The sequence below is a fragment of the uncultured Ruegeria sp. genome (assembly GCF_947489545.1).
Taxonomy (GTDB): domain Bacteria; phylum Pseudomonadota; class Alphaproteobacteria; order Rhodobacterales; family Rhodobacteraceae; genus Ruegeria.
In genome coordinates this window covers 1-25,834 of the sequence record NZ_CANLDZ010000036.1, presented here as the reverse complement: position 1 = coordinate 25,834, position 25,834 = coordinate 1, and the positions used below count along the sequence as shown (strand labels likewise).

At 53.7% G+C, this 25,834-nt stretch carries 28 protein-coding genes and 1 tRNA gene; 12 read left to right on the top strand and 17 right to left on the bottom strand.

Annotated features, from left to right (window positions below; all coding sequences use genetic code 11):
- Nucleotides 1-267: 267 nt before the first annotated feature.
- From Q1B13_RS25420 to Q1B13_RS25405, 4 genes are all read left to right on the top strand, one after another.
- On the top strand, nt 268-630 hold the full coding sequence (locus Q1B13_RS25420; protein ID WP_299085599.1) for a hypothetical protein: 363 nt from the start codon (nt 268-270) through the stop codon (nt 628-630).
- A gap of 774 nt (nt 631-1,404) precedes the next feature.
- Nucleotides 1,405-1,656, top strand: coding sequence for a DUF3489 domain-containing protein (locus Q1B13_RS25415; protein WP_299085597.1), 252 nt, complete (start codon nt 1,405-1,407; stop codon nt 1,654-1,656).
- Nucleotides 1,657-1,661: 5 nt separating this feature from the next.
- Entirely contained in the window at nt 1,662-2,078 is a 417-nt protein-coding gene (locus tag Q1B13_RS25410; RefSeq protein WP_299085595.1) for a DUF2924 domain-containing protein, read from the top strand.
- Nucleotides 2,078-3,706 (top strand): recombinase family protein, encoded by a 1,629-nt coding sequence (locus tag Q1B13_RS25405; protein ID WP_299085593.1) that lies wholly within the window; start codon nt 2,078-2,080, stop codon nt 3,704-3,706. Before Q1B13_RS25410 ends, Q1B13_RS25405 begins: the two co-directional genes overlap by 1 nt.
- A gap of 289 nt (nt 3,707-3,995) precedes the next feature.
- Here the strand turns inward: Q1B13_RS25405 and Q1B13_RS25400 are convergent, their stop codons facing one another.
- The 4 genes from Q1B13_RS25400 to Q1B13_RS25385 form a co-directional block, all read right to left on the bottom strand.
- A complete protein-coding gene (locus tag Q1B13_RS25400) occupies nt 3,996-4,670 on the bottom strand; it encodes a DUF4145 domain-containing protein (RefSeq protein ID WP_299085591.1) in 675 nt (224 codons plus the stop codon).
- A 262-nt stretch (nt 4,671-4,932) separates the two neighbouring features.
- Nucleotides 4,933-5,007 (bottom strand) — tRNA-Gln (locus Q1B13_RS25395).
- Between the two features lie 91 nt (nt 5,008-5,098).
- Nucleotides 5,099-6,088: an NADPH:quinone reductase gene (locus Q1B13_RS25390; RefSeq protein ID WP_299085589.1), complete on the bottom strand. Its 990-nt coding sequence runs from the start codon at nt 6,086-6,088 to the stop codon at nt 5,099-5,101.
- Between the two features lie 110 nt (nt 6,089-6,198).
- The gene (locus Q1B13_RS25385) at nt 6,199-6,672 is read right to left on the bottom strand and encodes an SH3 domain-containing protein (RefSeq protein ID WP_298936923.1); all 474 of its coding nucleotides are present in this window, start codon (nt 6,670-6,672) and stop codon (nt 6,199-6,201) included.
- A gap of 186 nt (nt 6,673-6,858) precedes the next feature.
- Between Q1B13_RS25385 and Q1B13_RS25380 the strand changes: the two genes are divergently transcribed.
- Nucleotides 6,859-7,845, top strand: a complete 987-nt coding sequence (locus tag Q1B13_RS25380; protein WP_299085587.1) for a D-glycerate dehydrogenase — start codon at nt 6,859-6,861, stop codon at nt 7,843-7,845.
- A gap of 50 nt (nt 7,846-7,895) precedes the next feature.
- Here the strand turns inward: Q1B13_RS25380 and Q1B13_RS25375 are convergent, their stop codons facing one another.
- Nucleotides 7,896-8,405 (bottom strand): ClbS/DfsB family four-helix bundle protein, encoded by a 510-nt coding sequence (locus Q1B13_RS25375; RefSeq protein WP_299085585.1) that lies wholly within the window; start codon nt 8,403-8,405, stop codon nt 7,896-7,898.
- A gap of 206 nt (nt 8,406-8,611) precedes the next feature.
- Between Q1B13_RS25375 and Q1B13_RS25370 the strand changes: the two genes are divergently transcribed.
- A complete protein-coding gene (locus Q1B13_RS25370; protein ID WP_298936833.1) occupies nt 8,612-8,938 on the top strand; it encodes a hypothetical protein in 327 nt (108 codons plus the stop codon).
- Nucleotides 8,939-9,052: 114 nt separating this feature from the next.
- On the opposite strand, the gene Q1B13_RS25365 is transcribed toward Q1B13_RS25370, so the two are convergent.
- Nucleotides 9,053-9,772, bottom strand: coding sequence for a YafY family protein (locus tag Q1B13_RS25365; RefSeq protein ID WP_299085583.1), 720 nt, complete (start codon nt 9,770-9,772; stop codon nt 9,053-9,055).
- 87 nt (nt 9,773-9,859) lie between these two features.
- On the opposite strand from Q1B13_RS25365, the gene Q1B13_RS25360 reads away from it, so the two are divergent.
- Nucleotides 9,860-10,255, top strand: coding sequence for a RidA family protein (locus tag Q1B13_RS25360; protein ID WP_299085582.1), 396 nt, complete (start codon nt 9,860-9,862; stop codon nt 10,253-10,255).
- Nucleotides 10,256-10,449: 194 nt separating this feature from the next.
- Here the strand turns inward: Q1B13_RS25360 and Q1B13_RS25355 are convergent, their stop codons facing one another.
- The 4 genes from Q1B13_RS25355 to Q1B13_RS25345 all read right to left on the bottom strand — a co-directional run bounded on the left by Q1B13_RS25355 (nt 10,450) and on the right by Q1B13_RS25345 (nt 13,074).
- Nucleotides 10,450-10,917 carry a histidine phosphatase family protein gene (locus Q1B13_RS25355; protein WP_299085580.1) on the bottom strand — a complete coding sequence of 156 codons (468 nt, stop codon included), beginning with the start codon at nt 10,915-10,917 and terminating at the stop codon, nt 10,450-10,452.
- Nucleotides 10,823-11,047 (bottom strand): histidine phosphatase family protein, encoded by a 225-nt coding sequence (locus tag Q1B13_RS27105; RefSeq protein WP_366871138.1) that lies wholly within the window; start codon nt 11,045-11,047, stop codon nt 10,823-10,825. Before Q1B13_RS27105 ends, Q1B13_RS25355 begins: the two co-directional genes overlap by 95 nt.
- 187 nt (nt 11,048-11,234) lie before the next feature.
- Nucleotides 11,235-11,888: a leucine-rich repeat domain-containing protein gene (locus Q1B13_RS25350; RefSeq protein ID WP_299085578.1), complete on the bottom strand. Its 654-nt coding sequence runs from the start codon at nt 11,886-11,888 to the stop codon at nt 11,235-11,237.
- 169 nt (nt 11,889-12,057) lie between these two features.
- A complete protein-coding gene (locus Q1B13_RS25345) occupies nt 12,058-13,074 on the bottom strand; it encodes an SDR family NAD(P)-dependent oxidoreductase (protein ID WP_299085576.1) in 1,017 nt (338 codons plus the stop codon).
- Here Q1B13_RS25345 and Q1B13_RS25340 point away from each other — a divergent pair.
- On the top strand, nt 13,065-13,385 hold the full coding sequence (locus tag Q1B13_RS25340) for a hypothetical protein (protein ID WP_299085574.1): 321 nt from the start codon (nt 13,065-13,067) through the stop codon (nt 13,383-13,385). The genes Q1B13_RS25345 and Q1B13_RS25340 overlap by 10 nt on opposite strands.
- 649 nt (nt 13,386-14,034) lie before the next feature.
- Here Q1B13_RS25340 and Q1B13_RS25335 read toward each other — a convergent pair.
- The 5 genes from Q1B13_RS25335 to Q1B13_RS25315 all read right to left on the bottom strand — a co-directional run bounded on the left by Q1B13_RS25335 (nt 14,035) and on the right by Q1B13_RS25315 (nt 18,478).
- Entirely contained in the window at nt 14,035-15,294 is a 1,260-nt protein-coding gene (locus tag Q1B13_RS25335) for a TRAP transporter large permease (RefSeq protein WP_299085572.1), read from the bottom strand.
- The gene (locus tag Q1B13_RS25330; RefSeq protein WP_299085570.1) at nt 15,291-15,824 is read right to left on the bottom strand and encodes a TRAP transporter small permease; all 534 of its coding nucleotides are present in this window, start codon (nt 15,822-15,824) and stop codon (nt 15,291-15,293) included. Before Q1B13_RS25330 ends, Q1B13_RS25335 begins: the two co-directional genes overlap by 4 nt.
- Before the next feature lie 63 nt (nt 15,825-15,887).
- Complete coding sequence (locus Q1B13_RS25325) at nt 15,888-16,862, bottom strand: TRAP transporter substrate-binding protein (protein ID WP_299085569.1); 975 nt, start codon at nt 16,860-16,862, stop codon at nt 15,888-15,890.
- Between the two features lie 24 nt (nt 16,863-16,886).
- Nucleotides 16,887-17,429, bottom strand: a complete 543-nt coding sequence (locus Q1B13_RS25320) for a 3-hydroxyanthranilate 3,4-dioxygenase (RefSeq protein WP_299085567.1) — start codon at nt 17,427-17,429, stop codon at nt 16,887-16,889.
- A 95-nt stretch (nt 17,430-17,524) separates the two neighbouring features.
- Complete coding sequence (locus Q1B13_RS25315; protein ID WP_299085565.1) at nt 17,525-18,478, bottom strand: dihydrodipicolinate synthase family protein; 954 nt, start codon at nt 18,476-18,478, stop codon at nt 17,525-17,527.
- Between the two features lie 159 nt (nt 18,479-18,637).
- Here Q1B13_RS25315 and Q1B13_RS25310 point away from each other — a divergent pair, with 159 nt between their 5' ends.
- From Q1B13_RS25310 to Q1B13_RS25300, 3 genes are all read left to right on the top strand, one after another.
- Nucleotides 18,638-19,411, top strand: a complete 774-nt coding sequence (locus Q1B13_RS25310) for an aspartate dehydrogenase (protein ID WP_299085563.1) — start codon at nt 18,638-18,640, stop codon at nt 19,409-19,411.
- A 2-nt stretch (nt 19,412-19,413) separates the two neighbouring features.
- The gene (locus Q1B13_RS25305) at nt 19,414-20,358 is read left to right on the top strand and encodes a LysR family transcriptional regulator (RefSeq protein ID WP_299085561.1); all 945 of its coding nucleotides are present in this window, start codon (nt 19,414-19,416) and stop codon (nt 20,356-20,358) included.
- A 104-nt stretch (nt 20,359-20,462) separates the two neighbouring features.
- Nucleotides 20,463-21,893: an NAD-dependent succinate-semialdehyde dehydrogenase gene (locus Q1B13_RS25300; protein WP_299085559.1), complete on the top strand. Its 1,431-nt coding sequence runs from the start codon at nt 20,463-20,465 to the stop codon at nt 21,891-21,893.
- Between the two features lie 212 nt (nt 21,894-22,105).
- On the opposite strand, the gene Q1B13_RS25295 is transcribed toward Q1B13_RS25300, so the two are convergent.
- A complete protein-coding gene (locus Q1B13_RS25295) occupies nt 22,106-22,738 on the bottom strand; it encodes a DUF3885 domain-containing protein (protein ID WP_299085558.1) in 633 nt (210 codons plus the stop codon).
- Between the two features lie 602 nt (nt 22,739-23,340).
- Nucleotides 23,341-24,516: a class I SAM-dependent methyltransferase gene (locus Q1B13_RS25290; protein WP_299085556.1), complete on the bottom strand. Its 1,176-nt coding sequence runs from the start codon at nt 24,514-24,516 to the stop codon at nt 23,341-23,343.
- A gap of 917 nt (nt 24,517-25,433) precedes the next feature.
- Here Q1B13_RS25290 and Q1B13_RS25285 point away from each other — a divergent pair.
- The coding region (locus tag Q1B13_RS25285) for an Arm DNA-binding domain-containing protein (RefSeq protein ID WP_299085554.1) at nt 25,434-25,834 on the top strand (401 nt) is incomplete at its 3' end.

Below are 25,834 nucleotides of genomic sequence, written 5' to 3'. Positions count from 1 at the left end.
GTTCGGTATTGCGACCGACAAATTGAACCAACTTGTTTGGCGTCAGCACCGATGAAACAAATGCCTACTGTGGGCTCGAACCGGTCATCTGACGGATTCAGTTGTTCATCGGGTCGGTTCGGACGGCATCAAGGTCGGCCTAGCGGGACTTTGCTGCCTTTCGATAACCTATCAACTGAGAGAATTTGCAAAGTAATCTTGGATTTTTAACCGGACTGTTTATGCTTGGGATTCTGGGGGAGCTTTGAGTTTTGGGACATGAACTAAATGCCTGACTTTGATCCCTCAGAGTTAACTCTGGAAGAACGCGGTAGGATCGCGAAGCGGGCGCGGCGGAACGTCGGATCAGAGATAACCTTGATCCTAACAGCAGGGTTTTCGCTTGTAGCGGTCACACTGTTTTTCTTAGGGAAATTCACTTTTTTGCCATTGGCGGAACTAATGCAGTTGCGGCCTACGGTCGTCTGGATTGGTCTGTCTTTCTTGATTTCTCTCATTGGCGGCTTGGTGCATGGATGGGTTGCATCGAGCAGTATTGCGCGAGCGCGTGAACGCCAATTTTTAGTACATCAATTTGACGGATCCAAGAAACGAGCCGAAACGGAGAAAAAAATCAAAGCTCTCAAGTAAGACGTACTACAACAGCATACACTCTGGGCTCAGACTGGTCATCTGATAATTTCAGTAGGCCACCGGGTCGGTTCAGATGGCATCAAGGTCTGCTGAGCGGACGAAGCGGTTGTTGAAATAGCGCTCTCAGGTGAGTTCTGTTAACACGAGCGATTGGTCTTTCAGGTCAGTTCTGGGTAGAGCGCTCTCGATACCACTTCAAACCATAGTATAACGCTTGAATGGGAAAGCCGAGAAAACACACCACAATGACCGCTTGGCCTCGACCCCTTGGCCACTGAATAATGCTCTCGTACCAGAAGGAACACGCGGCGATCACAACCGCCCCGATGAAAATCGTGCGTAGCGTCTTTTGTTTGTTGGATAGGAGCTTCCAATTAAGTTGCATATCTTGCCATATGTTTGTTTCAGTCATGAAGTGTGCATTGGTTGCTCATCAGCCTGCAACCGCGCTCATATGTATACTCGTTTATGGAATGTATGACGCGGTAACAATGCAGGTAAATTGGGTTCGCAGCCGACATTCGGTCATTTCACTCAGACAATTGACGGGCACCAAGGGGTCAAGGTCGGCAAAGTGCAGTAAGCAGCCTTGTGCACTCGCAGCTACCAGATCACTCGGCTATGTCTGGTAGGGGCTCTTTCTGCCGAAATTGACTGGACTTTAGTTGCCCTGGAAGCAGTACTGACAATGGTCAGGATTCGCCCGGAACAGCCGGGCTCCACTCAGTACAGGGCGCAGGGTTGGCCCGTGCCCGCAAAGTGGAGACATCAATGAAAACTTCATCTGAAACAGAAAAAAACTCGCCTGCCAAACCCGCCTGGAACAACCTGACACGGCAGCAACAGTTACAGAAACTGCTGTCCCGCAAGGCTGGTGCCACGATCACGCAGATTCAGAACGCCTTTGGCTGGCAGCCGCATTCTGCACGCGCAGCGATTTCGATGATGCGCAAGGCGGGACATACTGTTGAGCGATCAGGATCTGACAAAGGTACGGTCCACCGGATCGTGAAGGGGGTGTGATCGCCATGGATGCTACGCGCGCGGAGCGTGACCTTGCAAAGGGATTCTATAACATTGAACACCTGGGCCGTCCTGGCTCTCTTGATCTATGGCGGGAAGTGTTCGGTCGGCCCCCGCCGAAATACCTGTCCCCGCAGTTCATGAAGAGAGTGCTGATCTGGGAACTACAGAACCGGGACCTGGGCGGGTTGTCCGCTAGAACAAACCGTCGACTGGAACAAATCGCGTCGGGAAAAGCCCCACCACCTGCTCTCAAACCGGGATCACATCTGGTGCGGGAATGGAATGGACGCACCTATCAGGTTGAAGTGGTTGATCGCGGGTTCGTCATGAATGGTAAAACCTGGCGCTCCCTTTCAGCCATCGCAAAGCACATTACCGGAGCGCACTGGTCGGGACCGCGCTTCTTCGGGGTTCAGTGATGCGACGTATCCGCTGTGCCATCTACACGAGAAAAAGCTCGGAAGAGGGGCTGGAGCAGGATTTCAATTCGCTGGATGCCCAGCGAGAAGCCTGCGAAGCTTATGTCGCCAGCCAAAAGCACGAGGGTTGGGAACTTCTACCGGATCACTATGACGATGGTGGTATCTCGGGCGGGCATCTTGACCGCCCGGCGCTACAGCGGCTGATGCAGGCTGTCGATGAGAAACGCGTGGACCAGATTGTTGTCTATAAAATCGACCGGCTGACACGCGCGCTGGCTGACTTCGCTAAGCTGGTCGAACGCCTGGATGCGGCAGACGCATCTTTTGTGTCCGTTACCCAGTCCTTTAATACGTCTACGAGCATGGGGCGCCTGACACTCAACGTGCTGCTCAGCTTCGCCCAGTTCGAACGCGAAGTCACCGCAGAACGTATCCGGGACAAGATCGCAGCCTCAAAACGCAAGGGTCTTTGGATGGGCGGGAACGTTCCGCTCGGGTATGAGGCGGATGGGCGAACGCTCAAAATCAACGAGGAGGAATCGGCAACAATAAGGGCACTCTACGATCTCTATCTGAAGCATCATAGCATTCTCGATGCGAAAGAGCGAGCAGAGGCACTGGGGCTCCGTTCGCGCCGCCGGGAACGTCCGGGCGGACGCGTGACGGGCGGCACGTTCTTCGATCGGGGACACATCCATCACCTGCTCAGCAATCCAATCTATGCTGGGCGCATCAGGCATAGAGATCAGGTCTTTGACGGGCAGCACTCTGCCATCATCGACCCGACAGTGTGGGATCGGGTGCAACAGCTGTTGACGGATGGAGCGGCAAGGGAGCGTGGAGTAAGGCAAAAGGCAAAGCGATCATTGGTGGCCGGAAAGCTCTTTGATGAGACCGGAGATCGACTGACGCCCAGCCATAGCCGGAAGAACGGCAAGCGTTTGCGTTACTACATCTCCGGGCGGCTGGTGACGGATCGCAGTCAGAAGCATCCGGATGCGTGGCGGCTGCCTGCAGAACAGCTTGAGAGCCTCCTGGCCGAATTGGTCAGACAACATCTGAACCGACCGAACGCGGTGACATCAATGGCTCGGGATATGTCAGCGGCCGAAATTGCCTCAGCGAAGGAGCTTCTCAGAGATTGCCAATCCGTCAGGAAATGCCTCGGCCTGATTGCGCGGGCAGATATACGACAGGGGTCTCTGGTCATGCAGCTGGATCTTCAGGCGCTGGCCCGAATGATCGCGTGCAGGGCGGATCAGGTCGATGCAGAGCAACTACCGGTCGAAGCGCCATTCCGGATGCGCCGCAGAGGTGTGGAACTGAAACTTCATCTTGGCGATTCACCTCCTGAGATCGATCAAACGCTTGTCCGCAACGTCATCAAAGCGCGCCGGTGGCTTGCGATGATATTGGATGGCAGAACGTTCTCAGAAATCGCGGAGGCAGAAGGCACCTCCAAACGCCGGGTGCAGGATGTGGCCGATCTGGCAATGCTGGCACCTGACGTTCTGGATGCCATCGCTGACGGTGAGCAACCCGATGGTCTCACTACGGACCATCTGATCAAGACGCGGTTCTCTGCTGTCTGGTCCGAACAGCGCAAGCAGTTCGCTACGCTCTGAAACACACCACCCTGAAACCTGCAAACTCGTACCGCCGGACTCGCAAACAGAGACTACGGGACGAAATCAGCCCAGTTCGCGCTCTTTTCTGCGTCTCTGCTGATATCCCTCTCCGCCAAACATCGGAAAACACGCGACATTTGCGCAGCAAACATTCAGCGTATGAAAACAGGGAAGTATGTGGCTGGGGTGGTAGGATTCTGATTTTCTCAAAAAATACTTAATTTCAATAACTTGCGACTGGTTTGGCGAGAAAATGTTGCGGGAATTTCTGCAACGCAGAAACCTGTCATTTCTTATCGCGTCTTTGAATCGCGTCCAATTGGGACTGGGGCAAAGATGCATAGACTTCGTCGACATGCTTCGGTTCTGAGATCATCTTCTCTGCGACAAGGTTTAACAACCGGAACAGGGTTTCGGCGGTCGCTCGGTCGTCTCGAAGGTCAATTTGGCCCGGGTGGACGGCATTGTTCCCTATGACGCGCACAGCATCCAGCGCCTTTTGAACACGAGTGTCCAAACCATTCTGAACAAGGGACTTAATGTCTTCATTTATGTTCTTGCCCGACTGCCCAAGCTCCACACATAGCTTTTGTATCGCCAGACGGATTAGCGCCGCAGCACCTCGAGGTGACACATCAAGAATCGCACTTGCCTCGTCGTAGTCACGCCTAATTTCGGCTGGTAGATCAGAATTCGCTTCTGGGGCACTCCCAACAACAGGATAAACTAAACGATTGTAAATCCAAACCGAAAGCTGATCGCAGTTATAGCAGCGGCTCAACCAGAGGTTCCCAATGTGAGAATTTACGTACTTTTCATCCTTTTCAAAAAAAGGAGCACCGGTTGCGCAACGCTCGACCAATCTTCGCATATCCTCGCGTACTTCGTCCTTAAACTGATCAAAGTCGAAGTTGTCGACTCGTTCGCGCGTCCAGATTTGAGGTGTCGCGTCTTTGTCCATTGGATGCGCGTAGGCGGACCGCCAAAACTGTTTGGCCAGCGCGCCACAATGTGGGCAGTTGAATGCGGTTTCTTCAGTCGACGGTGGAACGTATTTCATCTTGCCTCAAACAAAAAGGGACTCCCCAATTATTTCAAAGCCTTAGTGAAAGCGCCAGATGCAGGCAACTTCAAAAATGTTGCGGGATTTCTCCTCATCCCGCAACATTTACGGAACGAGATTAAAAAATCTTGTTCAAAATCAATATGTTACGGGAAAATCATGGCTGGGGTGGTAGGATTCGAACCTACGATACACAGTACCAAAAACTGCTGCCTTACCACTTGGCTACACCCCAACGGTGAGCGGCTATCTACGACTGTTGTTGGCAGGGTTCAAGAGCTTTTGGATAAAAAATTTGAACACTCGACTCTTAGTTTCTCATGCCTTCAGATTGTCTCGATCAGCACCGCGCCGGTCCGATTGCCGGCTTGTACCAGGTCGTGCGCCCTCGCGCAGTCACGCAACGGCAGAACCTTTTGGATGGGGCAAACCAACGCCCCGTCTACTAAGGCAGCGTGAAGCGTTTCAATGGCGGTTGCTCTGGCGTTCCCGGGCAGAAGGTAGATCAAAACCACCTCAAGGGTTACTGCTTTGAACATTAAGGGATAGAAAGGCAAGATGGGCGTCATGTGCTGAGCAGAGCCATACGCGTTTATTCGGCCATTCTCGGATATGACAGTCGTGTTTGTTTCGACGTTCTGGCCAAACTCAACGTCAATGATTCGGCCAACCGTTTGCCCTTTGTTGGCATCGAGTATTTGGTCGGCAAGGTCATCAGCGGAATAGTCGATCACAAAGTCTGCACCGGCGTCGCAAACGCGTTCAAAGTCGCGCGGGCTGGCTGTTGCGATGACGCTTGCTCCCGCCCATTTAGCCAGCTGCACTGCCAGATAGCCCACTGTGCCTGCACCCCCATGAATCAGAATCGTCTGGTCTATGGGGTCTCCGCCGGAAAACACCGCATGGCAGGCTGTCAGCCCCGGAATTCCAAGAACGGCTCCGGTTTCCAGCGAGACTGGATCTGGCATTTGGACGGCTTGCGCCTCGGGCAAAGCGATCTGCGTTGCGGCTGTTCCAAACGCACGCTTCCATTGGCCGTTCCAAATCCAGACACGCTGACCAATCCGCGAAGCAGGGACGCCCGCCCCAACGGCCGAGATCACCCCAGACCCGTCGCTATGTGGAATGATCACGGGAAAAGGTGGTTTTGTAATGCCTGGTCTAGATCCGGCGCGTGCCTTGATGTCAGAGGGGTTCACGCCTGAAAAGGCCAGATCAACGGTGACCTCACCAGGCCCGGGTGTTTGCAGCGGCATGTTTTGAAGCTGCAATACATCTGCAGCGTCGCCGAAGGTGGTGTATGTGACGGCTTTCATGAATGATCCTCTGATCCTGACGCGTCACAATAGCTGCGCCAGTGGTCAGGGCAAGCCTCTGAGACAACACGAGGCGAGACATTTTCGGATGCGATTGAAAGGCAAAAAGTCTATTCCCGGATCTCAGACGGGTCCACACCCCAGAGGTTCGATTTCATCGTCCAGCCACGGTGACCTCCGGCTGACACCTTGCACCAGTCAAGCGAGCAGGACCCAAGGCGCGCCACGACACCTGTTTCGAAATGAGCACTAACCGGCGCGCTGGGATCAGGGCGAGAATAGACGGGTAACATTTCGGATTCGATCAATACCGTACGGACACCTGACAGCAACGCGTAGTGAACCCAGCCGCCAGCCCCGTCGCGGTCCTGAACTTTGCGCCAATTGCCGTATTCGGCTGTGATCTGCAATGGCATGCCGCGACGCTTGAACACCCAATCGATTCGATGGGTCAAAGACGGCCCGCGGCGCACGTTCCCTTCGGCGGCTTTCATCGAGACATAGCGCGGCAGCGGCAAGTTCGTCACCGGGCCACGTTTGTCCTGTGCGTGAGCCGCAATCGGGACCAACGCAAACAAGGAAATGGAAAGGACCGCCCAGAAAAGGCGTTTCACCGATAGAAGGCCGTTCACTGACTAACTGCTCTTGTGCCTGTTGATCTGCTTTCGAAAAAAGGTCGACTCAATGCCTATGGGGTTCTTGTGCCCCGCCTTATCCTGCGCCACGATGCCATGGAGCGCGCGCGTTTGCAAAGCAGTGGGAGGGCTAAAGTGCCACGAGAACGTCTGAGTGTTGTTGTAACGCGACGGTTGCCAGAGGCGGTCGAAACCCGGCTAAGCGAGCTTTTTGATGTCCGATTGCGCGACAATGATGCGCCCATGACGCGTGAAGAATTGGTCGAGGCGGTCAACGAAGCAGATGTATTGGTGCCAACGGTCACGGATTCGATTGACGGAGGTTTGCTGGGACAGGCGGGCGAAAGGCTGCGGTTGATCGCAAATTACGGTGCAGGTGTCGACAACATCGATGTGGCGACGGCACGCCAGCGCGGAATTCTGGTGTCGAATACACCCGGTGTCCTGACAGACGACACTGCCGATATGACCATGGCCCTTATCCTTGCGGTCACCCGTCGCATTCCCGAAGGTCTGGGGGTGATGCAGCAGGGCGATTGGTCAGGCTGGGCGCCAACGGCTTTCCTTGGAGGTCGGATCGGCGGGCGACGTTTGGGCATACTCGGTATGGGGCGGATCGGGCAGGCGGTCGCCCGCCGCGCCAGCGCGTTTGGGATGCAGGTGCATTACCACAATCGCCGTCGTCTACGCCCCGAGATCGAGCAGGAGCTGGAAGCCACATATTGGGAAAGCCTCGACCAGATGGTGGCACGGATGGACGTGATATCGGTCAATTGCCCCTCGACCCCTTCGACCTTCCACCTGATGAACGCGCGCCGATTAAAGCTGATGAAGACATCGGCGGTGATCGTGAATACCTCACGCGGCGAAGTCGTCGACGAAAACGCCCTGACCCGAATGATCCGATCCGGTGATATCGCAGGGGCGGGCTTGGATGTTTATGAGCACGGCACCGATGTGAATCCACGGCTGCGGCAATTGCCGAACGTGGTTTTGCTACCTCATATGGGGTCTGCCACTTTGGAGGGGCGGATCGAAATGGGTGAGAAGGTTATCATCAACATCAAAACCTTCGAAGATGGACACCGTCCACCGGATCAGGTCGTGCCCGCCATGCTGTAACGCAACGGGAAGGAGGCAATGTCGGCTGTGCGGACAAAGCTACCGCTCCGTCATCCCGCTTTTGACTTTCGCCATTTACGTATGCGGCCTTTGGCATTCTCATACGGCGACGACGAATTGAATTGGATCATCCGCCCCTTAGTCCACTTCCCGTGCCAAGGTGAACCATACAGCTCTTCATCGGTTCGCTTGGAGATTTCGGACACCAGTTGATCTTTGACGGCAGCAAACTTGTTCCGGTTTTCTTCGAAGCTGTATGCGGAATAATCCTCATAGAATTTCTGAGCGAGGGCACCAAGCTCGTTCCACTTGTAACCAACCTCAGGAAATTCAATGTCTTTCCCTTTGGCATCCTGATCTAACCACTTCAAAACAAGCTCATTCCAGCCGATGAGATAAGACACGAGATTATTGACGCTCATCATCGTGTCTTTCGCATGACCTTCCATGCTTTTTTCGTCGGCAATGTCGGGCGGCACAGCTTCCAAGGCCGAGTCAAGAATCGCGAAACGTCCATTGATTGCTGAGATCAGTTCGTCTTTTGTGGATGGAATAGCCATGCCAGAAAACTACCAGAAGCAGCTTCAAATGGAAGTCGGCATCGTTGGTAGGTTTGGGCTCAGAGCGGTCATCTGACGGTTTCAGTAGGACGTTGAGCCGGTTCTGAGGGCTTAAGGGTCTGCTGAGCGGACCAAGCTGCCATTGCTTGGTTGCCACCAGTCGATCATTGTTGTCCAATTGCAGTTGTCATTAGCGGAATAAAATCGTGCCGAATGCCTCGGAAGTTAATGCAGTTTTGAACGAACTAACCAATGATGAAAGACGTTCACTGATCCTATGGTATCGAAACTACATGGTGTCTGTTACTGGAGTTGATCCCAGCCTGTTTGGAGTGGACTTTCAGGCGAATATGGATGCCGCGCTGCTGGATGGCGATAAGAATGGTAGTCTCAGAATTGGTGCGAAAGACGTAATCGTTGCAATCAACCACTCCGAATTGGGCGAAGAAACGGTCGAAATGAGAAGGCACTTTCACCAAGAGCTCGGAAGTGAACTGTGGTTACGGCTTCCGGCGATTGGAAGCGGTATCTAGATGGGATTGGCACGGTCGCTTTGGGCTCTTTCCCTTCGGGGCTGATTGCAGAGAACGGCCGTAAGCGAGCCATCCTACCAGATGCTGCACTCACCCCGAATGGCTGCTTTTCGATCATATTTGCAATTCGCTATATGGGCAGACGTCGTCTTCAAACGGAACGTTTCTGCGTCGAAAACTGCTGTAAGCGACGGTTTCCGGAGTGGTGATACGGTCCATACGGAAGTGGCGGAAATCCTCGCGCGTTGGGTCCCAAGCGACGAGATACCAAAGCGGCGGCAGGATCAGCATGGCTTGCGGCTCCACTTCGCGCTTCGTACGTTGACCTTTCGCATCGCGATAGTCAAAGCGGATCAGGTGTCGCCCCAAAAACGCTGCTTCAAACGCAGGCAGAAGTTCGGGATCCATTTCGCCCATATCGGACAGATCCTGCAGCGGCGACAACTGACCGATATGCAGACAATCAAGGAACGCGCGCAGATCGCGCACCTTATCTCGGGGTAAAGCCTTTTCGATCTTGGCAAGCCCGGCATCCGCCAATTCCGAAAACGGAAGGTTCCCTGCTGCGCGCATCGTCGCGACACTGATCAGCAAGGCCAAGACCTCTGGCACAGACAGCTTGGCCGTCGTTTGTATCGATTGCGGGTCAAGCTGTAACCCGCCACCGCGCCCGACATCGGAATGGATAACATAGCCCTCGTCCCTCAGCTTGCTGATATCGCGCAACACTGTCCTGCGGGATGCCCCTACCTCATCGGCGAGGGCGTCAATGGTGGATGTGCTGTTGCGGCGGAGGGTCCGCACGATGGAGTCATGTCTGAGTCGAATGTTCATATTGGCACGATATCATAAATAGTGCCAGTTTTTGGCACTATTTTGATCTACACCGATTCCAGTAACGCAACACAAGGAGATTGCAACATGGAACGGACCGCAGTGAACCCATGGGAATGGTCAATCAAGCTGGGCTACAATCAGGCAGAGGTGATCGATGGTGCGACCCGTCAAGTCATTTGCGCAGGTCAAACTGCTGTGGACGAAAATGGCGCACCACAGCACCTGGACGATATGCGCGCACAAATCCAATTGGCCTTGGACAACCTGGAAACGGTGATCAGAAAAGCAGGAATGGATCTGAGCAATGTGACCAAACTCGGCATCTATGTCACCGATGTGGATGAGGCCTTAAAGAATTTTGACCTGATGGGGATGCGCTTTGGCCCTTATCAGGTAGCCCCGCCTATGACCTTGCTGGGTGTGACGCGCCTCGCAGTCCCCGGACTGATGTTCGAGATCGAAGCGACGGCAATGGCCTAAACCGAAGCACAGCAGTCATTTGTTTCGAAACCCAAATGGCCGTTTTTGGTCTGCATTGCCGTCAAACGTCTGAGGGGACCGGACATTCAGCAACACTTAACTGGCCGTTCGTTCTGGATGCAAAGAATGCCCGGTTCGATCCCAATTTGACCGATTCTGCACGAGGCACTAACGACCGCTTTTTTTGCCTGCGATTACTTCACTAAACTCTCTTTGCTATCCCGCAGCTCGAAAAAACCATCCTGAGGTTCATTCAGTTCAAAGACCTGATGCTGGGAGAGGTCAGAATAAATTCCTCGAAGAACTCGAGAGGTCAGACCGTGACAAACAACTAAGTTGGTTTCCGCGAATGATGCCTCTTCGCACCATGCAGATACCCGTGCATGCACATCTGCGTAAGACTCGCCAGAAGGTGCTGGGACGTTCCATTTGTCCTTCGAACGCGCTCGACACTCTTCGGGGTAACGAGCTTTGATTTCAGAGGTGGTCAATCCCTCCCAAATTCCGAAGCTGCATTCCATCAATCGAGACTCAAAGACGATAGCTTGTTCAGGAATTCCAAGGTCCTTAGCCATTATCAAAGCCGTTTGCCGTGCTCGCCCAAGCGGACTTGCAAAAAACGCGACTTCTCTGTCGAGAGACATTCGCTTCCGCAACCGCATTGCGTTTTTTTTTAGCCTGAAATTCACCTCTCTCCGTAAGAGGCGAGTCGAGGTGACCCTGCCTTCTACCTTGTACGTTCCAGTCAGTTTCGCCGTGACGAAGCAGATAGATAGCGGTGTTCGAATTCATACCAGATTGGGCCTCAGTGCGTTTGCACACAGGATCATTCTTTCTTCAGCTCATCAATATAAAGCTGCCATTGGCGCAGGTGTAGCGAATTGTCGCTTTCTCCTCGCATTTTTTAGGGGACTGCTACTACTGTGCAGCTCACGGTTTTGCCTTCCATTGCACTGTTTCGACCTTGAACGGGCATTTGCTAAAATCCAAGCTTCTCTCTCAGGCGCAATAGGTGCTGTATCGCGTTATACTGCCAACCCGGTTGATAGTTTTGGCGGAACGCGGCTCCACCTGACAACTCAAGGAAGGGACGCGCCTGCATTGCAACAAAGTGTTCACCAGACCCATCCAGAGCGTGGCTCTTGTGAAGATTTAGCCAAGTCAAATTTTCGATTTGTGTAACAGGCAGCAACGTTTCAAGTTGTGTTTTGCCGATATCAAGGCGTTCAAGTGATGGTATCGTTGAGAGGGGCGATACATCAGAAACCCAGGTGTCGTGAAGGTAAATCAGTTTCAAATTCGGCAAGCCCTGAAGCGGTTTGAGATCTGAAACCTGTGTCATGTTCACGTCAAGCTGCTCGAGTGTTGCGTTACCTTCCAGCCCAGACAGATCACTTAAGTTGGTTTCTCGTGCTTTCAGATATTTAAGGTTTGGAATGTCACTTATGTTGGCCGGAAGGCTCCTTAGTTCAGTGAGATCGTTGAAATTAAGACTATTGGTTCCGGCAGAGACTACTTCCGCAACCCGCTGTTCAGCTATCAAAAGCTGTTGGTTTGCAGTTCTCAGCAATTTGTACTGCCAGCCGGCCAAGGCAGCTAGAGCAACAACAAGTATTAAGACTGTCTTTCTCATGCTATGGGCGGCTATCGCGCCACTGTGGTCAAATTGTGACTACCGCGTGCTGTGACAAAAGCAGGTTTTCATGCAAGCCGCAGCATTCAGTACTTTGGCCCCATATGACCCGTCCGAACTGGCCGCAGAGAGGGGCCGCTGCGAGCCCAAACCTACACACTTCGTTTGTCTAAATTCCCGCTGGAGCGCCTCCTGTTACGGGTAAATTGATGCCGGTCACATAGTTGGCCTGTGGTCCGGCGAGATAAGCTACAGCATTGGCAACATCCATCGGTAAACCGGCGTCGCGCAGCGCTACACTCTCATACCTTTTGGATTTCACGTCCTCGATCGTCATCCCGTGCTCTGACGCCAGTCTTTTGTTCGCCGCCATGTGCATGTCAGTTGAGATATAGCCTGGGCAGACCGTGTTGCAGAGTATTCCGTTCACACCAAATTCTGCCGCTATGGTTTTCGTAAGGCCGACCAGACCATGTTTCATTGCAGTGTATGCGCCAAAGCCGGGCTCTGCGCCCAGACTTCCGGTCGAGCCGATGTTGATAATCCTGCCGCCACCGGACTTTTGCATAATCGGTATGACAGCCTTAGCCATCATCATCGGGCCTAAGATATTGACCTGAAAGCTGGTTTCCCATTGAATAGGTGTGGTCGAAAGGAAGTTATCCGATCCTGCAAGCGACCCCGCATTGTTCACAAGAACATCTACCGTATCAAACGCAGCAAGAGTAGCAGCAATGCAGTTATTGACATCGGATTGTATTGTCACATCCAGCTTGATCGCAATTGCTTTGCCCTGACCTGAGGAGATTGTGGAAGCTAAATTCTCAAGCAGGTCTATTCTGGATTGGTTTTCACCATCTATGGCCAACACTCCGTCGATATCTGCGACAACCAAATTTGCTCCATCCTGAGCAAGCCTGAGCGCAATCGCACGGCCAATGCCATTGGGAGCAGATGCTCCTGTAACGATTGCGGTTTTTCCCGAAAGGACGCTCATAATACCTAACTCACGAAAGCTGATTACCCGAAGACATAGGCTCATGAAGGGATCGAAGACGCAACCAATTAGCGAACGTTGGCTTAGTTGCGTCTCTCGCTTTTCTAACCTGGAAAATCCAACGTCCGATTGGTGCAGCTTGCAACTTGCCGCACAAGCGAAATGTTGAAGCATAAGAAATGGCAGCAATCGGCTCTTTTGAACCGTCCGAACTCGTCGCAGAGAATAACCGCAAGGAGCCCAGTACCGACGTTTCTTCGCAACTCTACAAAGACCATTTCAATGCGGAGGAACAAGCTGGTTCGGAAAACACTGGCGCGGTGCGAATAGCAGTTTCAATGCTGGTGAACGGTCAGTTAGCGTACCGTCACTTTGATTTTGGTTCCTGCAACTTCAATCGTCTCTCGACCTTTCTTTTTCGCGGTAAATATGACCTCAACCGCTGGAGTCCATCCGCCACACGTTCGACTTTTCGTCACGCCCCACTTTCCGTTGCTTAAGATACCAAGCTTTGTGTTTCGTGTTCGGTTTGGATCGACGTTGTTTGGTCGGCTACCGCACTCCCCTCTGTATCCATTCACTACAACAGATTGCCCGACTTTCAGGTCAACTGATCTATGCGTGGGAATTTTAGTGTTCGGATCGGCGCTAACAACTGAACCAAGTATTACGCAAATTAAGACAATAGTGCGAAACATGAACCTTCCTCCAGTTAGCCAGTTCACAATAAGAAGGCTCGTCATTCGGTCAAACATAAAGGCTAGCGGTTGAGTTGTCCGCACAGCACACAATATGCTGACTATAGTCGAACGTCAGCTTACAACGGTTTGCGACTTGCTGCACAAGCGAAATCTTCAGTGGTGGTAGAGGTCTGGTAAGGGCTTTTATCACCAATCGATAAGACTCGCAGAGAAAGTAGGTTTTGTGGCCTTAATCCTTTGCCCTGCCTGAAAGATTGCAAACGTGGCGATTGTCGGCAAGGTCCGCCTAGTTGACCTTGTATCCGCCGGAACCGGCTCAATGTCCTACTTAAAACGCCAGATGACTGGTGTGAGCCCAATCTGCAAGTTCCTACACCCTGAACGAATGGGGGCTATTTGACCTGACCGTATACATGGCTTCATAGCCACATGGCGACATCACGTTTTGCTAGATCAAGAAAGTCGACAGGCGTGGAGCGTAGCTAAGAAGAATTAACACACCAGTTACGGCAATCAAGAAAGGCCAAAGCGATCTCAGAATAGCTCCGGGCGTCGTGCCGCTCATTGACGAAGCGATGTAAAGGCCGATGCCAACAGGAGGTGTCAGCAAGCCAAGCACTAGATTCAGGCACACCACAACGCCGAACTGATAGGGGCTAATATCGTAGGAGCCGATGGCAATCGGCAGCAGTATTGGCGTGATCAGAATGATGGCGGCGATACCGTCAATCAACATGCCCACCAGAAGCAGAGCGGCATTAACGATCAGCAGAAACATGAACGGATCAGATGTGACGGATGTAATCAGCCCTGCCAGATGCTGCGGTATCTCTTCGTAGATGATGACCCAGCCAAAGACGCTGGCCGCCGCGATCATGAACAAGATCATCGACGCGTTTGAGGCGGTGCGTTTGAACATCTCGCCCAGATTCTGCGGCTTTAACTCGCCGTAGATCAGCCATCCGACCAAAAAAGCAATCAGCGAAGCAATAGCCGCGGATTCAGTCGGGGTGGCGATGCCGAACAGAATGCCTCCGATGATCGAAACCGGGATCAACATGGCGGGCAGGGTGGAGATCAGGGTATGTGCGGCGTCTTTGTGGGACATCCAGACACCCTTGGGAAACTGTTGGATCCACCCGATCAGAGCGATCACCAGCGCAAAGGCTCCGGCCAGAAGAAGCCCGGGAATGATGCCGGCAATGAACATTTCGCCGATGGGAATCTGAGCGAGAACACCGAAGATGACGAACATCATCGAAGGCGGAATGACCGGGGCCAACAGACCTCCGGCGGCCGTTGTGGCTGCGGCGAAGCCTTTGCTATAGCCCTCTTCCTCCATCGCGGGCACCATGGCGCGGGACATCACGGCAATCTGCGCGGTGGCCGAGCCGATGATGGCCGCCATGAACATGTTGGCCAGTAGGTTGATATAGGCCAGCCCACCCCGGAACCCGCCTACAAAGACGCGCGCCAGAGCCACCAGGCGACGTGTCATGCCGCCTTCGTTCATCAGCTCTCCGGTCAGCATAAACAGCGGAATAGCCAGCAGACCGTAGTTTTCCAACCCTCCAAACATCTTCTGTGTGAAGCTGTCATAAAGGATCGTGTTGCCGCTTTCCCAGATGTACCAGGTCGCCGTAATCGCCAGCACGATGGCGACGGGCACTGACAGCAGCAGGGTGGCCAGAAATACAATTGGGCTCATGCCTTTGTATCCTGCGTTGGCCGTGCCAGCAGGTGCATCGTGGAATGCAGCGTTGCCCCCAATGCAAACAGCCACATGACCAGCCAGAACAGAAATTTCGGCAGCCCGAGGGTTGAGGTCGGTTCGGCATAGATGAAGTTGAACGTGTTGCCCTGAAAGGCCACCGTATCAAACCCGGCGCGCGCAATGTCCCATGGCAAAAACCAACGCCAGCAGAACCACAGCATCGCGATGGCAAAGACGAACACGACCACATCCACTGCCTTACGGATGATCGCCTTGATATGGGATGGGACCAGATCGACAAGGATCGTGATCGAGACCGAGCTGCGGTGATGCAAAGCCGCCGAGGCACCAAGGAAGGTCATCCAGACCATGGCATAGATCGCCAACTCATCGACCCAGAACAGGGCGTTTCCGGCTGTGCGCGTCACCACGTTAAGCAAGATCAACACGGTGACGCATACCACGAGCGCTGCGGCGCACCACAACTCAACCCGTGCCCATGCAGCCGACAGCCGGTACAACATTCCCGATCCCCTATGAATAAGGGCGCAGGATCGACCCGCGCCCTTTCTTTAAAACGTTCAACTTTACTTGGTTTCTGCCGCAGTCTCCCGCAGCGCGTCAAGGGACGAGGTTTTTTCGGACCAGATGCCGTTCCATTCTTCAATCGCATCGCCAAAGAATGAGGCGTCGACCTTTTTGTAGGCCTTACCGGTGCCCTCGATCTGTTCCAGCCACTTCGCTTCGTTGGCAACATAGGCGTCGATGGTGCTGTCAACGTGCTTTGCCATCAGATCACCGATCATCGCGCGGTCTTCTTCGGACAGTCCGGCCCAAACCTTGGCAGAGACCAGCCCGACCATTGGGAACATCATGTGATCGGACTGTACGATGGTGTTGGCGTGATCATAGTATTTCAGTACCCAGATCAGTTCGGCATCCATATCGATCGCATCGACCTGCCCATTGGCAAGCGCGTCATAAACCGCAGGCAGCGGCATCGGCGTGGGTGCAGCGCCGACCGCGTTGTAGAAATCCAAAATCGGCGTGAACGGCGTGATCCGCAGTTTCAGACCGGACAGATCCTCGGCCGAAGACACATCACCCCGGCTGACGATCTGGCGCAGTCCGGCCATGCCATACCCAAGGCCAACAACGCCCACCTGACCGGGCAGGGGTTCCAGCATCGATTTTGCGGTATCCGAACGCAGGATGCGCCCCGCGTGGCCGATATCATCCGCGAGATACGGCGCGTAAAACGCACCCAGCTCAGGTGCGCGGTTTGATACCTCGGCCACGGTCATGAAGGCCATGTCCAGCGCGCCAGTCTGCAATTGTTGCAGCATCTCTGCCTCGTTGCCCAACTGACGGGCAGGAAATACAGATACGGTATGGGCACCACCGCTGGTTTCGTTCAGATCGGCCCCAAAGGACTCGGCAGCTTTGGTCCAGATATGCGGAGGTGGCGTGATCAGGCCCAGACGGAATTCATCTGCATGGGCAGCCAGCGATGTCACAGCAAGCGCTGCAGCCGAAGCGGCGATCTTAGCAAAATGTTTCATGTTCTTCCCTGTTGTTTGTTCATCTCAGAGTGTGACCCAGCCCTCTGGCGGCTCTTTTCCCGGATGCACGGTCTGGCAGTTCGGGCATGTTCGGTCTTCTTCTGATGAATAGAATTTTTCGTAGACCGGCGGCAAGTCCTTGACGATAGACTGCAATTGCATCTCGGCCCGGTGAACGCGGGTGCCACATTCAAAGCAATACCATTCGACCGCGTCCAGCTCGCCTGTCTGCCGTTTGGGTTCGATGACCAATCCGATTGAGCCTTCCTGCGGTCTTTGTGGTGAATGGCGCACATGCGGCGGCAGCAAGAAGATCTCACCTTCGCGGATCGGAACGTCATAGAATTCCTCTCCGTCATACAGCTTCAGCACCATGTCGCCTTCCAGCTGATAGAAGAACTCTTCAACTGGATCGTCGTGATAGTCGGTCCGCTTGTTCGGCCCGCCGACGACGGTGACCATCAGGTCTGCGTCTTCCCAGACCTGTTGATTGCCGACCGGCGGTTTCAGCAGGTGACGGTGTTCGTCGATCCATTTCTGAAAGTTGAATGCACTTAACTTCGACATGTCCCACTCCCTATTGGTAGAAGTTTGGCCGGTTTTTTCATAACCGCAAAGAAATTGTCCGCATCTAGATATCCGATTTGCTTATATCGATGGGGCTATGGCTTCAGGCCGCTTTCCGCGAACCCCTTGCGGATGATCTCTTTTTCCGCCTCGGTCAGTTCCAGCATCGGGGGCCGCACACGCCCTCCGGTCTGCCCCAGAAGCTCTTGCCAATACTTGCCAAAAGCCGTGGGTTTGTCCGTAGGCTTGGTCCGCCTCATCGCCTCACGCACCGGGTTCAAACTGTCAAACACCTTGCGCGCCTCATCCGCTTTGCCGGCAAAAGCCAGCCGCGTGTATTCGTTCATGCGCTGATCGTTTTTTGTCTGTATCTGGTAGGGTGGTGACGAACACAGGTACAGTTTCCAATCCAGTTCCAGAATATTGTCCAGCCACTCATGTTCGGCCGATGTGGAAACATGGATTTTGTCGCCCACCATATGCGTCAGTTTCACATACATCTCACGCGGGACAGAGTATTTGATGGCCACGATGTTAGGCAGATCCGCAATCCGCGCGCATTCTTCGGGCTGCATCAGGTATCCGCTGTCCGGGTGGCTCCACATCGCGATCCCGATATCCAGCTCATCGCAGAACCGCTTGTAGTACTGATATAAAACCTCTCCACGATCTTGAATAAAGCTTAGAACAGGGGCATGCAAGACGATGTAATCGGCCCCACAATTCTGCGCATGACGGGCCAGTTCCAGCGCAGTGTCCATGTTCTGGTCTGAGACCGAGACAATCACACCGGCTTTGCCCGCGCATTCATCAACCGCAATCTCAAAGTTCCGCTTGCGCTCATCCAGGCTCATCGAAAAGAACTCGCCCTGTTTGCCCGCCACGAACAGACCTTGAATATCCAGATCGTCAATCCAGTGCCGGATGTTTGACCGCAAACCCGTCTCGTCCAGTGAAAGATCATCATTGAAAGGGTTAAGGGCAGCCGCCCAAATCCCGGTCATGTGTTTGCGCGCATAGGCTTTTGCATCTTGTTTGGAGTATTTCATTTGGAACAAGCTTTCCGATTTACACGCAATTCTGGCGTATCCATGAAAGCCTGATCGTACCGGTTGATCCAATGCGAAAGCCGGGAACTGGATATCAGAAAATTGCATACCCATAGATTATCAATTTAGAAATGTTTGGCGCTGGTCTAGGTTTGCCGCATGAAGATAGGATTGATTGGTAAAGGCGCAATTGCGCAACACGTCTCGAACGCTATGCAGGCGCGGGACCATTTGGTACATGCGGTTCTGGTGCGACCTGAAAACATTTCACAAGACCCGAACCTGTTCGTGGGCTCAGTACAGGACCTTACTACCGAGGCGGATTTGGTGATCGAATGCGCGGGTCATCAGGCATTGGCGGCCTATGGCCCTCAAGTTCTGGCGCAGGGCACCGACATGATCACCGTATCCGTCGGCGGATTGGCGGATCAGACGGTTGCGGACACGCTGGAAAGCGCCGCCCGTGATGGTCGGGCAAAGCTACATTTAGCCAGCGGCGCAATTGGGGCCCTTGATTGCCTTGGTGCTGCTGCGACCGGAAAACTGGATCAGGTCACCTATATCGGGCGCAAGCCACCGCTGGGTTGGAAGGGCTCTAGGGCGGAAGACACGCTGGACCTTGAAGCGCTGACAGGGGCCGAAGCGCATTTCATCGGAACAGCCCGACAGGCGTCCTTGGCCTACCCCAAGAACGCGAACGTGGCGGCGGCAGTGGCTTTGGCCGGGATGGGGTTTGATGAAACGCGGGTTCAATTGGTCGCTGACCCGTCGATTACCCGAAATATCCATGAGATTGAGGCCGAGGGCGAGTTTGGGCAATTTCATTTCCGGATCAGCGGCAATTCTCTGCCAGACAATCCACGCAGCTCGGCTCTGGCCGCGATGAGCGTGGTGGCCAAGCTCGAACATCTTTCAGAACCGATTGTGTTCTAGCCATGGTAGGACGTCATTCACGCATCGTCGACCGCGCGCTGACTCGGTTAAAATTGCGCCAGCTGCGCCTGCTGGTAGCCGTGGGTGCCCATGGTAATATCCAGAACGCGGCGCGCGAGTTGGGCATCTCGCAACCCGCAGCCACCAAAATGATACAGGATCTGGAACTGGACTTTGAAGTCAAGCTGTTCAGCCGGACCAATCGGGGTGTCATCCCGACCGTGTTTGGAGAAACCCTGATCCGGCACGGAAAGCTGATCTTTGCGCAGGTCTCGAATGCCGCGCAGGAACTAGATGATCTGAATGAAGGAAACGCGGGGCGTGTGGTGGTAGGTACGCTGCTGGCGGCCTCAAGCAGCTTGTTGCCAGCGGCGATTGAAATCCTGCTGGCCGACCGCCCGAACGTGGCGATCAAGATCAATGAGGGCACGAACGAGGTGTTGATGCCCAGATTACTGTCAGGCGAAATAGACATGGTGGTTGGTCGGCTTCCTTCGCACCGGCACCGCGACAAGATCAGGCAGGAAAAGCTGTTGGAAGACCACATTCTGGCAATCGTCGGCAATCTGCATCCTCTGGCCGGACGTCGGAACATCTCATTCGCGCAAACTAAACCTTTTGGCTGGATTGTGCCGCCGCTGGAAACCACGCTTCGGCGTCAGCTTGATCATTTCTTTGTTGGTCAACAGCAATATGTACCATCGGTGATGATCGAATCCGTGTCTTATCTGACCAACCGCGAGTTGTTGCAATCGCGCGATCTGATCGGGCTGATGCCCGCCGAGGTTGTCTCGCAGGACATCACCCACGGTTATCTCGCACCACTGGATTGGGACGTGCCATTCGGTCAGGGGCCAATCGGCGTCTCGTTTCGGGCGGATGCCGACCTTTCCCCCGCTGGCCGGGCTTTCAAATCGGCGCTGCATCAAGCGGCGCGGCAGAAATAGGGTCAGGTATTCGCCAAATTGATACCAGTATTCATCCAATTCACTTGAAGTAATGCCAGCCATTGCGTGAGTTGAAATGATCCAAATCCGGAGGCATCGGTTTCATGTATCCTGAGCTAAAGTTGTTTATCGCAGGCGAATGGCGCACAAGCAGCCGGGACATGCCGGTTGTGAACCCGGCGACCGAAGAAGAAATCGCCCGCCTTCCCCGCGCCTCAATACGTGATCTGGATGACGCCTTGGACGCGGCTATAAACGGGTTCCGCATCTGGAGCCGCACCTCTCCTCGCGAACGGGCAGACACCATCCTGCGTGCCGCCGCTTTGATGCGGGATCGTCAGGAAGAGATTGCCCACGCCATCACCCTGGAACATGGCAAACCTCTGAAGCAGGCCCGTCTCGAAGTGATCCGAGGTGCCGAGTTCTTTGAATGGGATGCGGGCGAGGCGATGCGAACCTATGGGCGCGTCATCCCCGCCGCACCGGGTCACAAATTCTCAGTTCATCACCAACCCATCGGCGTGGTCGCAGCGTTTTCGCCCTGGAACTTTCCGATGAGCCAACCGGCGCGCAAAATCGCTGGCGCACTGGCCTCGGGTTGTTCGATCATCCTGAAGGCGGCTGAGGAAACACCCGCCGGTGCTGTGCATATTGCGAAGGCCTTCGAAGATGCCGGACTGCCGCCGGGCGTTCTGAACCTGGTGTTCGGGAAACCGGCTGAGATTTCCGGCCACCTCATCCCGCAGGACCCGATCCGATTGGTGGCCTTTACTGGCTCAACCGCTGTGGGGCGCCACCTGACCACGCTGGCCTCGGAACACATGACTTCGGTTCTGATGGAATTGGGGGGCCATGCCCCCGTCATTGTGTGCGAAGACACCGATGTGCGTACGGCAGGGGTGACCAGCGCGGTGCGAAAGATGCGCAATGCAGGGCAGGTCTGTACGTCGCCGACCCGTTTTTTTGCGCATGAAAGCATCTTTGAAGACTACGCTGCCGCCTTTGTTGAGCGGGCCGCCGTGACCGTTGTCGGCAACGGGCTGGACGCGAATGTTGAAATGGGCCCGCTTGCCAATGATCGCCGCGTGCCTGCGCTGACCGATCTGGTGGAAGATGCCCGCGCCAAAGGCGCGACGGTCGCTACAGGTGGGGCCAGACACGGGGAGAAAGGATACTTCTTTCAACCCACGGTCCTGCTGAACGTGCCGGAAAACGCCCGGATCATGCAGGAAGAACCCTTTGGCCCGGTCGCTGTGGTCAACCCTGTGTCCTCGCTGGACCACGCCATCGAACAGGCCAACGGGGTGCCCTATGGTCTGGCCGGTTACGCGTTCACCAACCGTGCCGACTACATTGATCGGCTGGTGGATGAGGTGGCGGTAGGCAATCTGTCGATCAACACGCTCGAAGCGTCAATGCCCGAAACACCCTTTGGCGGCGTCAAATCCAGCGGCTATGGCCGCGAGGGCGGGACCGAGGGCTTGGACAACTACATGATTGTAAAAAACGTATGGCTATCCGCAAAAATTACCTAAGACGGGAAACCCACAATAGCTGCGCTCTCCGAAGCGGATATTCGAGCGAACAAAGCGAAAGCCCGCTTTGTCCGCATCTCTGGAATTGCAAACTTTGCTAGTGAATGCCCGCTTCGTGCTGCCACCGGCCACACGAAAGGATTGCAAAGAATGGCAGCTCCGAGCCCACTTCACCAAATGCTGCACAATGCACGAAGGTCAGCTTTGACGACTCAGCCCTCGAACGTGGCTTTCATCTTTGGGGCGTCATACTCAAGAAGCCATGGCTTATATTTGTCATACAGGTGAGCCAAGTTTTCCTTGTCCATCGATACAACGTCCATTCCTCGGTCGTCATAGGGATGGAGCGCGATGCTCTTGTCAAAATCAACAATGTATATGTCAGCATGTATTGTTGGTTTGATGCCGAGTTCTGAGCCCAGAGTTAGCCAAAGAGCTTCGCGAAGTTGGTCTTTATCAACAAGCTTAGCGACATCCCAATGGCGACAAGGGTCCGAACCAAACGCATCAATGTGATCGCTATCCTGCTGCGGAGTGGCACCAAGGTATTCAAATGATGACTTAGTAAGGCCACAGAACTTGTAAGGTTTTAGTCTTTTCTTTTCCGGACGTTCAGTTCCATACGTTGACGACAGCAGCCAAAGCGACGATGATTTGTTAAACACGCATGAGGAAACTGCATCAGCTCGTGAGAATGCTTGTGCGAAGCGCTTTAGAGGTCGGGATGTAGAATTTCCCTCGCCGCCGAGTTCAAATCGGAGCCCGATGTCGAACTTGTAAAACATCCCATGTGGGAATTCTGCAAGGGTGAAATCGCTCTCAAATCGTTGAATGAATTCTTCCATGGAGACTGGCTAGAGTAATCGGAAACCATAAACAATAGTTCGAGCCTGCATTCCAAAGCAGATCTTGGACCTTCGAAAACCAAAGGCATCTCTGTCGGCATCACCGCCAATTGCAAGCCGGACAAGCAATGTCCGGAATTGGTGTTTTCGCAACTTGCTGCATAAGCGAAGCTTAGAACGTTGACGGAGGTCTGCAATGGGCTCAGGGTATCGGATGTTCGAAAAGATTCAGGCTGCCGCCAATCGTGATCAATTTGGGCCTCTCAACCATAGCCAATACACGAAGCCGTTCCAAATCAACGGTATACCCGCATCCGGATGTGCGTCTGGTGAATGGCGTGGCGAGCTATATGCACCGAGACTAGCTAAACTCGGTCCGCCTGATCACCGGTACCGACGGGGCCGAGGACAGCCAGTTGAAGCGTCTGTCGAGTTATTAGCTGTAGTGGTTCAGATGTGATCTGACAGTTGTCCGTTTTCTGGCGGCGTCAGTTCACATCGAGACTAATTCACCACCTATTGAGGGATCCACGTATGCGTGTGTATGTCTTACGGTCCTGCCGGATTATCGAGGCAGCGCGTGCGGATACTTCGAAACAAGCTTAGTTTTTTTCCTTGCCCCGGAGACGCCTGCCTAGGTCGCGAATCTTGTAGGCTTGTTCTCGCAATACTGGATAGGCCTTGGCGCGCGGTTTCGAGTCTATCACCTGTTGTAGGGCGGCTTGTAGGGCGGCATCCCGCTCCAGGACCCTCGCCGAAATCTGATGAGAAAGCGAAGTCGTTTCCAGTGCATGTTGGTGGTAAAGTAGCTCTAAGGCATTGGCCGGATAATAGCGCCCATTATTCTTCTCAGCATTAGCTTCACGTGCTATTTCCTCTTCTGTCCACGCGTCAAGCTGCTCCTGAGATGGCATTTCTGAGGTCCCTTTCGGTCGGCAGATTGCAAAGGTGAAAAGGTTCGTTTCAGGCGCGGTACGAGTAAGCTCTACATCTGCCTTGAGAAGCCCCTCCAGCAGCAATTTGTTGGCATCGCTGTGTTGATTGGCTAGCAATCCCGCTGAGCCAAATAACAATTGGTGGACCAAACCGCCACCGAGAGCAACATGCTGTTCGAAGTCGAAATAGCGCGCCGTTAGATCGAGTTGCAACTCAGAATGAATCGCTTCAGTTGGATCCAGCGCTAGCATGGTCGGCATATGGGGATATTTTAATGCGGTACGGTACTCTTCCGGCAGCGTGGCATTAGACTTGATAATCTGCTCCCAGGCAGTCCATGAATACTGGTTCCGGTGCGGGCCGGTATAATCGATAATGACATAAAGCCCGTCCGGTGCCAGCGCGCCGTGTACCTCTCGAAGCAGCCGATCCAGAAACGCAATGTGGTGGCAGGCTCCGTTGTTGACGACTAGATTGTAGCCATCCTTAGGCAGGTTAATCTTGTTCCCATCCTCGACGGAGTACGTTGACGGCATCCCGATCTTTGCGGCCTCAGTCCGGGCGGTTTCCAGCAGTTCTGGCAAGATATCAAAGCCAGTTGCATGTCCAATCAAACCGGCCTGAAAACAATCCCTTTCAACCCATCCGTTTCCACAACTTACAAAGAGCGCGCGTTCGAACTTACCAAATTCCAGCAGCAGGTGGTCCATCCAACCCATATCAGAGTTGCCGGATATCAGCTCATTCCACTGATCAGCGAAGATGTCGAAAGTGTTGAAGAAAACCGTTTCCGGAGCATAGTAATCAAAGCCTTCGCTGGGTTTGAGAGTATCGTCATTCATCGGATTTTCCTATTCGGGCGTGCGCATGCATTGATTTGCCGAGCTTAATTCTTTTCCGAAAATCCACTTCAAGACTCACCAGTTCTGCTAACACGTATTCACAATTGGAATTTCCGTTCGTTCATCTACGCGTTGAACCAAGTGTCGATCAAGCTCCGTCGGAGCAACTATCTAAGTTTGAGCCGCAATTGGTCCCAATAAATGGCAGCTTTGTTCCATCACGTCAGAAACGGCAGCGTCCGTCTGCTAACAAAAACTTGTTCGATTATTGAGCCAAATGCTCGTCGAGAAAGTCAGACACGCGCAGAATCGCGTCTTTTCGGGCCGCTTCGTGCGTGCCGATTGGTGGAAAACCACCGTCCCTCATTTTTGGGAAGGTCCGCGTCCGCGTCCGCAAGTCTGGTGCGTCGAAGGAGTGGGCGGCTTCCGGGTGTCCGCCGTCAGGCATTGAGGCCAATCAGAGAAGTTCACAGTAAGGAGCGGTGCAATGTCTGCTAAGGATTCCGACCTTCATGGAATCGCACCTAAACTGGTCAAAAGTGACCACCAATCCGCCATTCGCTGCGAGTGCAGGACTGGACCTGAGCGACGGTCGCAATGCACAGGAGGCAGACTTTGGATCAGATGCAGCATTTTGCAGACTTAGACGGCAGCTAAGGGCCGTAAGGCTAAGACGAGCCAACAATGTTGCTTTGAGTTGAAACGCGCTCTTGACGTCAAAATCCACATGAAATAGGTGATGTCACTGTTGAGCGGGCGTTGTGTAGTGGTAAGACCTTAGCCTTCCAAGCAATGATGATCAGTTTCACTGAGTATCGTGTAGTTGCTATATCTTTCATTTAGTTCAATAATATGCTGCACCACGTATCATGTGGTAGCAGCTTGTATCATACCGTTTCCGACAAAAAGCCGATAAAATGCCAAAGCTCACAGAGACGTTCGCGCGCAAGATTCCGCAGACAAAACAAGGCACCGCCAAGCACTGGGATGGCGAGATAAAGGGGCTTGTTCTCTTCGTCGGGAAACAGTCAAAGACCTGGTACTTTCAGAAAGACGTTGGGGGTCAGACGCGGCGGGTGTTGATCGGACGCTACCCGATGATTTCCGCAGATACTGCACGCCAGACAGCACTGGGATATGCGTTGGACTGGGGCAGGGGAGCTGGTAAGCGTATTCAGATCGGAGCGCCGACGCTTGGGACAGCCATGGAAACCTATCTCGCCCGTCCCAAGCTTCGGTCGGAGGCCCACCGATGCGGCGTGCGCCAGCAGTTCGAGCTGCATTTGAAAGATTGGCTGCGCCTGCCGCTGGATGAGAT

What these genes read in the sequence shown, in the direction of transcription:
- Q1B13_RS25420 (WP_299085599.1), top strand. Translation starts at nt 268, where the DNA reads ATGCCTGACTTTGATCCCTCAGAGTTAACTCTGGAAGAACGCGGTAGG.
- Q1B13_RS25415 (WP_299085597.1), top strand. Translation starts at nt 1,405, where the DNA reads ATGAAAACTTCATCTGAAACAGAAAAAAACTCGCCTGCCAAACCCGCC.
- Q1B13_RS25410 (WP_299085595.1), top strand. Translation starts at nt 1,662, where the DNA reads ATGGATGCTACGCGCGCGGAGCGTGACCTTGCAAAGGGATTCTATAAC.
- Q1B13_RS25405 (WP_299085593.1), top strand. Translation starts at nt 2,078, where the DNA reads ATGCGACGTATCCGCTGTGCCATCTACACGAGAAAAAGCTCGGAAGAG.
- Q1B13_RS25400 (WP_299085591.1), bottom strand. Translation starts at nt 4,670, where the DNA reads ATGGACAAAGACGCGACACCTCAAATCTGGACGCGCGAACGAGTCGAC.
- Q1B13_RS25390 (WP_299085589.1), bottom strand. Translation starts at nt 6,088, where the DNA reads ATGAAAGCCGTCACATACACCACCTTCGGCGACGCTGCAGATGTATTG.
- Q1B13_RS25375 (WP_299085585.1), bottom strand. Translation starts at nt 8,405, where the DNA reads ATGGCTATTCCATCCACAAAAGACGAACTGATCTCAGCAATCAATGGA.
- Q1B13_RS25365 (WP_299085583.1), bottom strand. Translation starts at nt 9,772, where the DNA reads ATGAACATTCGACTCAGACATGACTCCATCGTGCGGACCCTCCGCCGC.
- Q1B13_RS25360 (WP_299085582.1), top strand. Translation starts at nt 9,860, where the DNA reads ATGGAACGGACCGCAGTGAACCCATGGGAATGGTCAATCAAGCTGGGC.
- Q1B13_RS25355 (WP_299085580.1), bottom strand. Translation starts at nt 10,917, where the DNA reads ATGCGGTTGCGGAAGCGAATGTCTCTCGACAGAGAAGTCGCGTTTTTT.
- Q1B13_RS27105 (WP_366871138.1), bottom strand. Translation starts at nt 11,047, where the DNA reads ATGAATTCGAACACCGCTATCTATCTGCTTCGTCACGGCGAAACTGAC.
- Q1B13_RS25350 (WP_299085578.1), bottom strand. Translation starts at nt 11,888, where the DNA reads ATGAGAAAGACAGTCTTAATACTTGTTGTTGCTCTAGCTGCCTTGGCC.
- Q1B13_RS25340 (WP_299085574.1), top strand. Translation starts at nt 13,065, where the DNA reads ATGGCAGCAATCGGCTCTTTTGAACCGTCCGAACTCGTCGCAGAGAAT.
- Q1B13_RS25335 (WP_299085572.1), bottom strand. Translation starts at nt 15,294, where the DNA reads ATGAGCCCAATTGTATTTCTGGCCACCCTGCTGCTGTCAGTGCCCGTC.
- Q1B13_RS25330 (WP_299085570.1), bottom strand. Translation starts at nt 15,824, where the DNA reads ATGTTGTACCGGCTGTCGGCTGCATGGGCACGGGTTGAGTTGTGGTGC.
- Q1B13_RS25325 (WP_299085569.1), bottom strand. Translation starts at nt 16,862, where the DNA reads ATGAAACATTTTGCTAAGATCGCCGCTTCGGCTGCAGCGCTTGCTGTG.
- Q1B13_RS25320 (WP_299085567.1), bottom strand. Translation starts at nt 17,429, where the DNA reads ATGTCGAAGTTAAGTGCATTCAACTTTCAGAAATGGATCGACGAACAC.
- Q1B13_RS25315 (WP_299085565.1), bottom strand. Translation starts at nt 18,478, where the DNA reads ATGAAATACTCCAAACAAGATGCAAAAGCCTATGCGCGCAAACACATG.
- Q1B13_RS25310 (WP_299085563.1), top strand. Translation starts at nt 18,638, where the DNA reads ATGAAGATAGGATTGATTGGTAAAGGCGCAATTGCGCAACACGTCTCG.
- Q1B13_RS25305 (WP_299085561.1), top strand. Translation starts at nt 19,414, where the DNA reads ATGGTAGGACGTCATTCACGCATCGTCGACCGCGCGCTGACTCGGTTA.
- Q1B13_RS25300 (WP_299085559.1), top strand. Translation starts at nt 20,463, where the DNA reads ATGTATCCTGAGCTAAAGTTGTTTATCGCAGGCGAATGGCGCACAAGC.
- Q1B13_RS25295 (WP_299085558.1), bottom strand. Translation starts at nt 22,738, where the DNA reads ATGGAAGAATTCATTCAACGATTTGAGAGCGATTTCACCCTTGCAGAA.
- Q1B13_RS25290 (WP_299085556.1), bottom strand. Translation starts at nt 24,516, where the DNA reads ATGAATGACGATACTCTCAAACCCAGCGAAGGCTTTGATTACTATGCT.